The sequence below is a fragment of the Synechococcus sp. R6-7 genome (genome assembly GCF_047461695.1).
Classification (GTDB): domain Bacteria; phylum Cyanobacteriota; class Cyanobacteriia; order Thermostichales; family Thermostichaceae; genus Thermostichus.
Genome location: NZ_JANSHS010000030.1, coordinates 1 through 11,714, shown reverse-complemented (window position 1 = coordinate 11,714; position 11,714 = coordinate 1). Strand labels below are relative to the sequence as shown.

The 11,714-nt window shown below is 57.7% G+C and carries 15 protein-coding genes and 1 pseudogene; 10 read left to right on the top strand and 6 right to left on the bottom strand.

The window, feature by feature from the left end; all coding sequences use genetic code 11:
• Positions 1 to 41: 41 nt before the first annotated feature.
• A pseudogene (locus tag NW815_RS01160) lies at positions 42 to 287 on the top strand (DUF5017 domain-containing protein); the annotation flags it as partial.
• Between the two features lie 277 nt (positions 288 to 564).
• Here the strand turns inward: NW815_RS01160 and cbiD are convergent.
• On the bottom strand, positions 565 to 1,671 hold the full coding sequence (gene cbiD / locus NW815_RS01155) for a cobalt-precorrin-5B (C(1))-methyltransferase CbiD (protein ID WP_414415632.1): 1,107 nt from the start codon (positions 1,669 to 1,671) through the stop codon (positions 565 to 567).
• A 199-nt stretch (positions 1,672 to 1,870) separates the two neighbouring features.
• Here cbiD and NW815_RS01150 point away from each other — a divergent pair, with 199 nt between their 5' ends.
• Positions 1,871 to 2,224, top strand: a complete 354-nt coding sequence (locus NW815_RS01150) for a hypothetical protein (RefSeq protein ID WP_414350209.1) — start codon at positions 1,871 to 1,873, stop codon at positions 2,222 to 2,224.
• A 38-nt stretch (positions 2,225 to 2,262) separates the two neighbouring features.
• On the opposite strand, the gene def is transcribed toward NW815_RS01150, so the two are convergent.
• The 4 genes from def to NW815_RS01130 form a co-directional block, all read right to left on the bottom strand.
• Positions 2,263 to 2,853, bottom strand: a complete 591-nt coding sequence (gene def / locus NW815_RS01145; protein ID WP_414388951.1) for a peptide deformylase — start codon at positions 2,851 to 2,853, stop codon at positions 2,263 to 2,265.
• A gap of 142 nt (positions 2,854 to 2,995) precedes the next feature.
• A complete protein-coding gene (locus NW815_RS01140; RefSeq protein ID WP_414388950.1) occupies positions 2,996 to 3,310 on the bottom strand; it encodes a DUF3593 domain-containing protein in 315 nt (104 codons plus the stop codon).
• A 3-nt stretch (positions 3,311 to 3,313) separates the two neighbouring features.
• On the bottom strand, positions 3,314 to 3,640 hold the full coding sequence (locus NW815_RS01135) for a DUF2499 domain-containing protein (protein ID WP_414357678.1): 327 nt from the start codon (positions 3,638 to 3,640) through the stop codon (positions 3,314 to 3,316).
• The gene (locus NW815_RS01130) at positions 3,640 to 3,819 is read right to left on the bottom strand and encodes an NblA/ycf18 family protein (protein ID WP_414415631.1); all 180 of its coding nucleotides are present in this window, start codon (positions 3,817 to 3,819) and stop codon (positions 3,640 to 3,642) included. Before NW815_RS01130 ends, NW815_RS01135 begins: the two co-directional genes overlap by 1 nt.
• A gap of 116 nt (positions 3,820 to 3,935) precedes the next feature.
• Between NW815_RS01130 and NW815_RS01125 the strand changes: the two genes are divergently transcribed.
• From NW815_RS01125 to NW815_RS01100, 6 genes are all read left to right on the top strand, one after another.
• Positions 3,936 to 4,124 carry a hypothetical protein gene (locus NW815_RS01125; protein ID WP_414357677.1) on the top strand — a complete coding sequence of 63 codons (189 nt, stop codon included), beginning with the start codon at positions 3,936 to 3,938 and terminating at the stop codon, positions 4,122 to 4,124.
• Between the two features lie 69 nt (positions 4,125 to 4,193).
• Positions 4,194 to 4,445 (top strand): RNA recognition motif domain-containing protein, encoded by a 252-nt coding sequence (locus NW815_RS01120; protein WP_011434316.1) that lies wholly within the window; start codon positions 4,194 to 4,196, stop codon positions 4,443 to 4,445.
• 123 nt (positions 4,446 to 4,568) lie between these two features.
• Positions 4,569 to 5,873 (top strand): metallophosphoesterase family protein, encoded by a 1,305-nt coding sequence (locus NW815_RS01115; protein WP_414388947.1) that lies wholly within the window; start codon positions 4,569 to 4,571, stop codon positions 5,871 to 5,873.
• A gap of 508 nt (positions 5,874 to 6,381) precedes the next feature.
• On the top strand, positions 6,382 to 6,627 hold the full coding sequence (locus NW815_RS01110) for a GlsB/YeaQ/YmgE family stress response membrane protein (protein WP_414350218.1): 246 nt from the start codon (positions 6,382 to 6,384) through the stop codon (positions 6,625 to 6,627).
• Between the two features lie 75 nt (positions 6,628 to 6,702).
• Positions 6,703 to 7,077, top strand: a complete 375-nt coding sequence (locus NW815_RS01105) for a hypothetical protein (protein ID WP_414350220.1) — start codon at positions 6,703 to 6,705, stop codon at positions 7,075 to 7,077.
• A gap of 1 nt (position 7,078) precedes the next feature.
• Complete coding sequence (locus tag NW815_RS01100; RefSeq protein ID WP_414329398.1) at positions 7,079 to 7,318, top strand: hypothetical protein; 240 nt, start codon at positions 7,079 to 7,081, stop codon at positions 7,316 to 7,318.
• Between the two features lie 113 nt (positions 7,319 to 7,431).
• On the opposite strand, the gene speA is transcribed toward NW815_RS01100, so the two are convergent.
• A complete protein-coding gene (speA, locus tag NW815_RS01095; protein ID WP_414388946.1) occupies positions 7,432 to 9,354 on the bottom strand; it encodes a biosynthetic arginine decarboxylase in 1,923 nt (640 codons plus the stop codon).
• 447 nt (positions 9,355 to 9,801) lie between these two features.
• Between speA and pstS the strand changes: the two genes are divergently transcribed.
• Together pstS and NW815_RS01085 are read left to right on the top strand one after the other, a co-directional pair.
• Positions 9,802 to 10,902, top strand: a complete 1,101-nt coding sequence (pstS, locus tag NW815_RS01090) for a phosphate ABC transporter substrate-binding protein PstS (RefSeq protein ID WP_414388944.1) — start codon at positions 9,802 to 9,804, stop codon at positions 10,900 to 10,902.
• A 290-nt stretch (positions 10,903 to 11,192) separates the two neighbouring features.
• A partial coding sequence (locus NW815_RS01085) for an Hsp70 family protein (RefSeq protein ID WP_414415630.1) occupies positions 11,193 to 11,714 on the top strand: 522 nt, incomplete at its 3' end.

Below are 11,714 nucleotides of genomic sequence, written 5' to 3'. Positions count from 1 at the left end.
AGGGTTTTGGGGGTTAGAGGCATGCTCCTTCGCAACAACTAAGCGTTCTTTACTCCACCAACTACAGCGGTGCAGGCACTCCAGCGGCAGTGAATGCAGCCACTTGGACTGCTCTGACGATTCCCACTCTCTCTACGGGCAGCTTCGTCGACTCCGGCCCGATTTCTCTGGCTGGGATCCAGCCTTCCAACCGTGTTTACATTGCCTTCCGCTATCGCTCTTCTGGTACAGCTTCCGGCTCGGCCACTCGCTGGCAGGTGGATAGTGTCAACATCTCCGGGAACTAGGTGTGGGATCCTAGTGCCAACCTGAGTCTGATTGGCAGTGGCTGGGAAAGTGGATCTGCTTCCTCAGCCGTAACGCTCTCCTATGTGGTCTTGGCCGGGATCCACCGTTGCTCAGCGGGTTTCGAGCAGAGGGATTGACTTTTGGAGCACGGACTAAAGGGAGAGGAGCCGGGGGTGGTTGCCTTTGGCGGCACGGAGCGCTTAAGACACTTCGGGAGAAAAATGGTTGAGGATCCGGGGGGATTGCAATGTCCTCGTCTCAATCGAAATGACCTCATTATGGGATCCCCACCTGGGCGCAGATTTGCCCCTGTCGGTCGAACAACGTCACCGCCAACAGCAGGGATCGACCGGCATACTTTTGCACATAGCCTGCGGCTCGCTCCAGGATTTGGCGAGCCAACTCCTCCATCACGGGTGCTGCCCAGCCAAGGCCATCCAGATAGTGCACCGCTGCCTCTACTGTCCGCAACTCCAACACCTGCCGCGCCTGTTCTGCCGTTCCCCCACGCCGGATCAGGGCTGCCGCCAGAATTTCCAAGCGGGCATCGGCCACGTGGCTGGAAGTGGTGAAGATCCCCCCCGCCAGCTTGATCAGCTTGCCGTGGTAGCCGATCAAATGAATGGACTCCGCCCCCCGCAGCGCCGCTTCCACCAGCAACGGCCCTATCCAATTGGCTACTCGCAGGATCTGGTCTTCCGGGATCCCTTGCCGCAGCGCCACTTGCTGCCCATGGCTGCCCACGCAAAAGGTCAAATGCTTGTGCTGCTCCAGCTTCTGTTGCAGCTCTTGGCGGGCTCGCTCTAAGCTCTCAACACTTGAGGAAGGCTCCACCTCCGCCCGCGTTCCCAACAGGGCCAGCCCTTCCAGCACCCCAAAAGCGGCATTGGAGGTGCGCTCCGCCAGCAGCTTTCCTTCCGGCAAAATGATGCGCACCCGCAGGCGGCAGCCCTCTGGGATCCCGGGCAAAAGATTGATCTCAAACAAACGGCGGGCATAGGCATAAATGGCCGGGCTGCCATCGGTGCGTCGCCCCAGCCCTTCCCCGGCTTCCAAGATCAAGGGGGGATCCTCGGGATCCCTCTCCTCCAACCTCACCCAAGCCCAGACCGGTGTGTCGCGGGTGAGATCCAGGTGGGGGCCGGGATCCGAGCGGGTAATGGCCAGAGCTGTTGTCTTCTCCAAGGCAGCTACCTGCTCCACTGGGATCCGGATCCGAGCCTCAAGGGACCGGGGCTCAGCCTGCACCGCAATCGCCAAGCGCCCCCCTTCCTTCTCCAAAGGGATCCCCAGAAGGTGGTGAAGAGCAGCTCTGGCCGAAGCAACGGCGAAAACCGGCAAGGTGTAGCCCCGCGGTCGGGATCCCTGAACAGCATCCTGCATCTGCAGAGATTTTTGCTTGGGAAATGGGTAACCGGAAAACCAAAATCTCCGGAAAATGCACACCTCAATTGTGGCTTGTGAGAGAACCCAGGAGTTTCGGGGAACACCTCCCGGAAGCAATCGTTAAATGATCTGGGGGAAGAAGAGGGGATCCGAAATTTGCCTTTTTCAATGAAGGTAGTCGAAAACTGGGGCAGCTATGAGCGAAGCAGTGCAGCACTACCTTGAGCGTCTGGAGTCGCAAATACAGGAGCTAAAAGCTGCCATCGAGCGGATGCCCGAGCAGGTGGTGGCTGTTCTCCTGGCTACCCAGGAAGCCAAAAAAAACACCCCCGCCCCCTCCCGTTACAGCGTTCTAATCTCAGACTTGGTGGAAGATGGCAGCCACAACTTCCTGCTGGATGATGAACCTACTGTGGTGAGCAACCGCAGCATGGGGCATGAGCTGGCCCCCGAAGCCCAAATACAGCGCCTGAGTGCCCAGTTAACCGCTGCCTACAACCGCATTGCCGCTCTGGAAGAGCAGCTCTTGGCCCAGCGCTTGCAACACTAAACCAAACCGACAGTCGTCCGGACCGGTCTGGAAAGGCTTCAACGGGGAACAGCAGAGGGCTTGCCTTTGCGTTGCACATCCTGCATCTGGAAGCCGTGTTTGCGCAGCTCTTGATCCAGCACCAGCTCGTTTTCCACGTGATCCACAAACAACACGCCGTTGAGGTGGTCGATTTCGTGCTGGATCACCCGCGCCAGCAAATCGTCCGCTCGAAGGGTGCGGGGCCGCCCCGTTTCATCCTTAAACGAAACCACAATCCCTTCTGGGCGCACGACCTCGCAAAACACCCCCGGAATGCTCAGGCAACCCTCCTGCCCGGCAACGGCCTCGCCAATGTACTCGCGAATCTCCGGGTTGATCAGCACCAGGGGTGGCACCTCCGGCTTATCGGGATAAAGATCCACCACAATCATGCGCTTGGGAATGCCAACCTGCGGAGCCGCCAGACCAATCCCATCAAAGCTGTACATGGTCTGCAGCATGTCCCGGGCAAGCTGGCGGATCTCGTCGTTGACCTGGCTGATGCGCTTGGCCGGCTGCCGCAGCACCTTGTCCCCCATGCGATAAATGCGCAGGGGCGGATGCTTCAGCTTCACTTTGGGAACGGCAACAGAAAGGGTAGCCACCATCTGGCAGATCTCACAGAATAACAGCAGGTATCAGGCCTGGATCCCTATTCTACATTCAGTCCCAGTTGCGCCGAAACCACTGTTGCCTAACTCTCTTCTCCTTTTTGATTTTGAAGAGGGGGTAGGGACCTGTTTGGGATGATCATGGCTCAGGGTTGCCGTCGCCAGCCTCTGGAAGTCGTTGGGCCTGTTGGTCAATTCCCTGCTTAAAGCCCAAGGCCACCAAAATATTGGAGAGGGTGAGAAAAGCCTCTGCCCCTCCATGCAAGGGATCCACGTTGGCCAGGGAAGTGCCGTAGTGAACCTGAGCGTACAGCCCTGCCGGGATGCTGACGGCAACAAATAGCAACAGCAGCCAAAATCCAACCAAGGCCAAACGTGGGATCCGGCGCAGCCGCGACAGGAAGAATAAAAAGACCAGGTAGGGGAACAAAGAAAGGGCAAATAAACTGTTCATCGCCTAGTCGGGATCCCCCTTCTGTGCAGGCTCATCCACCCTTTCAGCCCGCCAAATGCGGTAAGCAGCCCAAGCCAAGGTGCAGTTGCCCAGCAAGGTGAAGCTGGCCTGTGCAGTCACCACCCAGTCTAACTTGGGGTCGTTGTCAAACCAGTGCCAGGTGATTGCGCACATTGCCCCCGACAAAGCGGGCAGCATCGCCCAGCTCAAACTTCGCCATTCGGGCTGGCCCACCCGCTCCCCAAATTGCCACACGAGAACAACAGCAGCGATCCACTCCAAAACACTGGCAACGTGAATCCACCAGGTGGGAAGTGAAAGGGCGTGCATCAGGCGCTGAGGGAATGACGAAGCAGTTGGCGGTAAGTGGCCTCCTGCAACAGCATTTGCTTGTGCAGTTTGACCAAAATGTCTTTGGCCTGCTCGGGGCTCATGCGAGAAACCAAGGTCTCGAAAGCCCGCTGGCGAAATTGCTGCTCCAAAGAGAGCTCTAGCGCTTCATCCATCATTATCACCTCAGGGTGCTCAGGTAGAGAGGTCTGCAAAGAGTTCCAACAGCGCAGATCTGGCCAGGTAGTGCAAGCAGGATAATACATATCTTAACAAATCGCAACAACGTGACAAGATGCCGGATCTCGACGTGCCGGAAGGGAGCTTGGCCGAGGCGAGGGCAGAGAACCTCAACCCAGTGGCAGAAAAAGTACAGGCCCGTCAAGTTGGACAAAGGTGCATTTTGGATGGGGAAGGGGGAAGATTTTCCGGCAGGGATCCCTTTACATCCCGTCATGTTCGGCGATTCGGCAGGGCTCCATGATAGAAGTGAAGTACTCTGGAGCTTTGTTGCCACCCTTGCTGATTGGTGACTTACTTTGCTTGAATTGCCATGACCATTTTTGTGGGGAACCTAAACTATAAAGCCTCAACAGAAGAACTGAAAGCTTTCTTCCAGCAGAGGTGGAACGTTAAGTCGGTTACAATCCCGATAGACCGAGAAACCGGGCAGACACGAGGCTTCGCGTTTGTGGATCTGGCAACTGAAGCTGAGGAGGACGAAGCCATCGAGAGCGCGAACGGGCAGGAATTCATGGGCCGGCCTCTGCGTTTGGATCGAGCCAGGCCCCGCCGCCAAGCCTAAGCAAAGATTGTTCAACCCTGGGTTTGCCATTCTGGACAACCAAAGGACTCCGTCCCGCTAACGCGAACGGCAAGGTTTATCCCAACAGATGGGAGAGCTGCAAAGTCTCCAAGAGCGCCCAAGATGGTAAGGTTGCTACATCTTTCCGACATTCATCTGGGCAGTGGTCTTGCCTACGGCCACATTAACCCAGCTACCGGCCTGAATACCCGTTTGGAAGATTTTGTAGCTTCTTTGCGCTTGTGCATTGACCATGCTCTCAACCAAGCGGTGGATCTGGTGTTGTTTGGGGGCGATGCTTTCCCCGATGCGACACCCCCCCCTCTCCATCAAGAGCTTTTTGCCCAACAGTTTCGCCGCCTGGCCGATGCAGGGATCCCAACCGTCCTGTTGGTGGGCAACCACGATCAGTACGGGCAGGGACAGGGAGGCAACAGCCTGGCTATCTACCGCGCTTTGGGGGTCTCAGGCTTTATTGTGGGGGACAGACTGGAAACTCATCGGATCGAAACTCGCGGTGGCCCGGTGCAGGTGACCACTTTACCTTGGCTGAGTCGCTCTACTCTACTCGCCCAACAGGAAAGCTTGGCGCTTGAAGGGGAAATCCTCGCGCATCAGCTCCTGCAGCGCCTCCGCCTAGCCCTAGAAGGGGAGATCCGCACCCTGCAGCCAGGGATCCCGGCGATTTTGTTGGCTCACGTCATGGTGGAGACAGCCCGCTACGGAGCAGAACGCCATCTTTCGGTGGGCAGAGGATTTACGGTGCCCCTTTCGCTGCTGGCTCGGCCTGCCTATCAATATGTTGCCTTGGGGCATGTACACCGTCACCAGGTGCTGTGTCGGGATCCCTTGATGCTCTATCCCGGCAGCATTGACCGGGTGGATTTTGGCGAAGAAAAAGAAGAAAAAGGCTGTGTGCTGGTGGAAGTCACCCCTACAGGGGCCAGCTATGAATTTTTGCCCCTGCCAACCCGTACCTTTCACACCATTCGCCTGGATCTGAGCGCAGATCCACCCCAGCAGGCGCAGTCCAAGCTGCTGGCCGCCATCGCCAAGGCTCCCGTGGCCGGCTCCATCCTGCGGTTGATCTACCGCATACGGCCCGACCAGCTAGAGTGCATTGATGAGCGGGCTCTGCACAACGCTCTTGCCCCTGCTTTTAGCTACACCATCGCCCCAGAAGTGGTCAGCCCCAGCCGCATCCGTCTGCCGGGATGGGATCCCAGCCGACTTGAGCCCCTGACGGCTCTGGAGCAGTATCTGGCCGACCGCAGCGATCTGGCCCCCTTGCACAACGATTTGCTGGCCGCGGCCCGTCAGTTGTTGGAGGAATATGTGGATCCTTTACAAGACTGGGCCCCCAACTGGGAGGAGCTGGGATCTTCAAGCCTTGCCCCAGTGGAAGAGGAGCAGTTGCCTTTGTTTTGATTGGTTTTGAGATGCTCCCTTTGTCGCCTCAGGGTTCGTAGGGGTGGGGATGGGGGATCCCTGTAGAAGAAATCAGGACAGGAGTGCTTGCCAAAGCTGCGGGCTCCTCAAGCTTCAAGTGATCTAAATCACTTCGAAATGGCAAAAAGCAACACAAACTGGGGATTGGGTTGAAGACGTTGGCAACGACGGCATCAGCTCACTCACAGGGAACTGACTCAGACTGGTAGACCTCACACTGCCAGTCTTTTTTTGTTTGAGGTTTAGGTATTGTGAAGCTGCAGCAAGCAGGGGATCCCTTTCATAATCATTCACAAGATTCTTATCTTTATCTCCATAGAGGTCTGTTATCAAAAGACAAATAACCATCTGTTCTCGGCAAAGGCTACCAATTTGGTAAGTAGCCGTCAAGTGTGCCGAGTGTATAGAAGGTTGGTTCTTGGAGCATTTATTTTCTTGCAACAAGGGGTAATCTGTAGGAACGGCATACCTTGAGGAAGTAGGTTCTATGAACAGCATACTTTGGTTTCTCCTAATCGGAGCCCTAGCAGGTTGGCTGGCAGGAAATATCCGACGCGGCTATGGCTTTGGCTTGATAGGCAACATAATTGTTGGTGTTTGCGGGGCATTTTTTGGAGGATTCCTCTTCGATTTACTTGGCCTGTCGGCTACGGGCTTGTTGGGAAGCTTGTTGATGGCCACGATTGGGGCTTTGGTTTTGTTGGCGTTAATTGGCTTCGTTCGTCGGGCTTGATCTTTAAACTGCTCGCAAGAGTTTGCGTTTTCGTTGCAATCTTGATTGAACATTTACCGGAGAAGGAGAATTTTTATGAGCATTCGTGTTCTTTCGGCAGCGATGATTGGCTTAGCCATCCCCAGCATGGGTCTGTTGACAATGCCATCTGCTTCTGCCCAGCACTTGTTTGATTTGGGAGTGCGCCAACTGCAGCCGGGCACCATCATTCCCGTCCAGAGCTTCAAGGGAGAAGAGCCCCAGTACTTCAGTCCCAACAGCACCCACCCACTTACCCTGCGGGTAGCCCAGGACATCTACAACGGCAGCGGCCAATTGGCGATTCCAGCAGGCAGCGAGGTGCGAGGCAGCTTGCGACCGACTCAGGGAGGGGCCAGGTTCTTCGGCACAGCTTTGATTGCCAATGGGCGACTTTACTCGGTGCAGATGTCTTCTGATTTGATCCACTGATTTGATCCACACTGAGAAAGACCCGCGCCACTATTCTGCCGAAGCGATTGCTCAAGATGCAGCCATTGGTGCTGTGGGGGGTACGGTGCTGGGCTTGCTCACAGGAGGCGTTTCTGCTTTAGGGGTTATTGGCGGAGCTGGAGCCGGAGTGGCGGTGGGCAATATCACGGCACCTCAAGTCGTGGTGTTGCGCCCTAACCAAACGATTAACTTGGCTTTGGACAGTCCGGTGCGTCTGTGATCGACAAATTTTTGATCTGGTTTTGATTTGGTTTGATCTGGAAGCAAAAAGGATCCCGGTTTTAGGCCGGGATCCCTGTTTGGTTTTAGGGATTTTTTCGAGGAACACCACCTTCAGTGCAAGTAGGTGTAGGCCCGCAGATTGTCTTCAAAGTGCTGCTGCAAGGCGCGGGCTTGATCCAGCGTGATCTGCCCTCGCTGCAGGGCGGTCTCGGTGGCGTGGTGGAGGGTCTCCACCAGATCTTCGCTGTTGTACTGCACCCAGCTCAGCACCTCGCCGATGGTGTCCCCCTTGATGACTTGGGAAACGTGGTAGCCGCCGGGGCGGGAGCGAATATGCACCGCGTTGGTATCGCCAAACAGGTTGTGCAGATCTCCGAGAATCTCCTGGTAAGCGCCCCCCAGAAACACCCCCAGCAGGTAGGGATGTCCGTTGGGGTCGTGCAGCGGCAAGACCGAGGTGATCTGCCCATCTTCGCCAAAGAAGCGGTTGATCTTGCCGTCGCTGTCGCAGGTGAGATCGGCCAGGGTGGCCCATTGGCGTGGCTCCTCATCCAGACGATGAATCGGCATGATGGGGAAGACCTGGTCGATGGCCCAGCTATCCGGCAGGGATTGGAATAGAGAGAAATTGCCGTAGTAGATGCTGGCCAGCATCTCGTCCAGATCCAGGAGATCCACTGCCACGGGGTGCCCTGCTTGGTGCTGCTCGTAGGCCAAGGTGCAGATCTTGTCGGAGCAGTTCCAGAACAGCCGCTCCACTTCAGCTCGCTCCTGCAAGCTGAGGGATCCCTCAGTGAACTGGCGCAGGGCGGCCTCCTTCAGCTCCTGACAACGGCGGTAATTGACCACCAGAGTATCGGGCTGGATTTGGTAGTAAAGCTGGTTTAGCTTCTGGATCACCTCCGCATCGGAAGTGAGCTGGGTGGGCATCGGGTAGGGGCTGGCAGCGTTGACATCTTGCACGTCAAACACCAGCACCGACTGGTGGGACATCAGGGCGCGTCCGCTTTCGGTCACCAGTACCGGCGGCTGGATCCCGTGGGGTTCCAGGGCGGTGAGCACGGTCTGCACCACGGTGGCGGCGTAGTCCTCCATGCTGTAGCTCTGGGAAAAAGGATTGGGGGACTGGGATCCGTCGTAATCAACCCCCAAGCCGCCGCCGATATCCAGGTAGCCCATGGGGGCCCCCAGCTTGGTGAGTTCGATGTAGATTTGGCTGGCTTCCCGCACGGCTCGTCCATGCACGCTCACCATCGAGATCTGGGAGCCGATGTGGTAGTGCAACAGGCGTAGACAATGCAGCTTGCCCGCTTCCCGCAGCCGTTCCACCACTTGCAAAATCTCGGTGGCCGTGAGGCCGAACTTAGCCCGATCCCCAGCCGAGGTGCCCCAGCGTCCACTGCCCTGGGCGGAGAGCTTGGCCCGTACCCCCAAGATGGGGTCAATGCCCAGTTGGTCGGCAGCCTGCAGCGCCAGCTCCAGCTCTTGCAGCCGCTCCAAAACGATGATGGGTGTGCGCCCCAGCCGCTGGGCCAAGAGAGCCGTCTCCATAAAATCCCGGTCTTTGTAGCCGTTGCAGATCAGCAAAGCCCCGGGAGTATCCAGCAAAGCTAGGGCAATCAACAGCTCCGGCTTGGATCCCGCCTCCAGGCCAAAGTGGTAGGCACGACCGTGCTTCACCACTTCCTCCACCAGGTGGCGCTGCTGGTTCACCTTAACGGGGTAAACCCCCCGATAGACGTTGGGGTAGCCAAAGCGCTGGATGGCCTGCTGAAAGCTCTCGCAAATCCGCCGCATGCGGTCGGCCACGATCTCGGGAAAGCGAATCAAGAGGGGCAACTGCAGGCCCCGCGCCACCAGATCCATCACCAAGTGGTACAGGTCAATGCCCGGTTCCTGCTGCTGTAAGCCCTGTGGGGTCACCTCCACATGACCGGCGGCGTTGATACGGAAGTAGGGATCCCCCCAACCTGAGATGCGATAGAGCTTTTCGCTGTCTCGCAGTGTCCAGGGAGAACGAGTCAAAGTCGGCATAGTAGTCCCCCAGATACCGAGATGTGAACAGCGCAGGATTTCTGCACAGAATCCACAATATATTGCCTTATTCCAGAATATGTCAAGATTTTTCTGGTGCGGGGGGACTCAGGCCCAAAAACCGCTAAGCCTTGCCAGACAAGGCTTTGGCTTGGGGATCTCTGTGCAACTGCCGCAGAACTCAGCTCGCTCAATCTCTTGTTTGCGCTGTTTTTCTTTGTTTTTCTCTTGAATTCTCCATTTTCTGTCTTTCCTTTCTGGACTTGGGTTGGATCCTGAGTTTTGCTGGGAAGCGTAGCGAGGAATACGGGGATGGCGCAGAGGGAAAGACAGCCACCTGGGGAAAGTGGGCCACGCACGGGATCCCAAGAGCTCTCGCCGGCAACCCTTGACAGGGCCCCGCAGGCAAGACAAGGATCGGGGCGGTGACCTCGGAGAACCTGAACCATGGCTCAACTGCCCCGCTTCCGTCGCCGAGAAGTGTTGCTTTCTTTATTGGCCACCGGCGCTACCTTGAGCGCCTGCCAAAGGGGATCCCGTTCTGACCAACCCAGCGGCAGGGATCCCGTTCCTGCCTCCGGCAGCCAGTCCTCCGACAAAGTTTTGCTGATCAACGGAGCCGGGTCCACCTTTCCGGCTCCTCTTTACTTGCGCTGGTTTTCCGATTACCGCCAGGTGGATCCCAAGGTGGAGATCAATTTCCAACCGGTGGGCAGCGCCGCTGGGATCCGGCAATTTATTGACCAGACAGTGGACTTTGGCGCCAGTGATGTGGCCATGACCGATGCCGAGATCGCCGAGGTGAAGCGGGGTGTGGTCATGATCCCGATGACCGCAGGCAGCATTGCCGTAGGCTACAACCTGCCGGGGATCCCTTCTGGACTCAAGCTGTCTCGACCCGTTTTGGTGAAGATCTTTCGCGGCCAAATCGACCAGTGGCGGGATCCGGAGATCCTGGCCCTGAACCCGGAGCTAACCATTCCCGATCTGCCCATCACCGTCTGCTACCGCTCCGATGGCAGCGGCACCACCGATACCTTTACCCGCCACCTGGCGGCCATCGATCCGGCTTGGGCCTCGGAAGTCGGTGCTGGCATGTCGCTGGAGTGGCCGGTGGGCATTGGGGTGAAAGGCAACGAGGGCATGAGCGCCCAAATGCTTCTCAGCGAAGGGGTGATCGGCTACGTGGAGTCGGTCTATGCCCGCGAGCTGGATCTGTCGGTGGCAGCTCTGGAGAACCGCCGCGGCGAGTTCATTCTCCCCTCCCCGGAAGCCTCGGCCCTGGCCTTGAGCGAAATTGAGCTGCCGGAAAACCTGCGGGCTTTTGTGCCGGATCCCGCTGGCCCTGGAGCGTATCCCATCGTCACCTACACCTGGATCCTGACCTACCGCCGGTACTCGGATCCCGCCATGGCCGCCGCCCTGCAAGCTGTGCTCGGCTGGGCCCTTACCGAAGGACAAGCCCTGGCCGAGGAGATGGGCTACCTGCCCCTGGCCGCAACCGTTGTGAACCGCGGCCTGGAGGCGCTGCAGCTTATCCAGAGCTAGCCTGGCAGCAGTCCCCCAAGAGTTGCCAATAGCTGCCAACCCAGGCCGTACCCCAAGCGGCACCGAAAGCAAGGCTGCTGCAGGTACGGAGATCCGTAACCGGTTTGCCCTTCAGCCCCGAGAAATGGGCGGCATTCTCGCCCTGGCCTCGCCAACCAGCTGGTTAGGATCGACCCAGGAAGTGACCAAGCATCTGCCGGATTTTCACAGATTGGCTGCCCAAGCTACTTCACACAGGCTGGCGGCGGTAACCGAAGCAATGTACTCAAGAAGAGGAGAACAAGGAGCCGATGGGAAAAGTTGTAGGAATTGACCTGGGCACAACCAACTCGGTTGTCGCCGTGATGGAGGGGGGTGTCCCCACCGTCATCGCCAATGCTGAGGGTACTCGCACCACACCCTCGGTGGTCGCCTTCACCAAAGATGGAGAGCGCCTGGTGGGCCAAATGGCCCGCCGCCAAGCGGTGCTCAACCCGGAAAACACGTTCTACTCGGTTAAGCGGTTCATCGGTCGTAGGTACGATGAGCTGAATGCCGACTCCAAGCGGGTCTCCTACCAGGTACGGCGGGATGAGCGGGGCAATGTCAAACTGTACGCACCCCGCCTGAACAAGGAATTTGCGCCGGAAGAGATTTCGGCCATGGTGCTGCGCAAGCTAGCGGATGATGCCAGCCGCTACCTGGGCCAGCCAGTCACCCAAGCGGTGATCACGGTTCCCGCTTACTTTAACGACTCGCAGCGGCAGGCCACCAAAGACGCGGGCCGCATTGCCGGTTTGGAAGTGCTGCGCATCATCAACGAGCCGACAGCA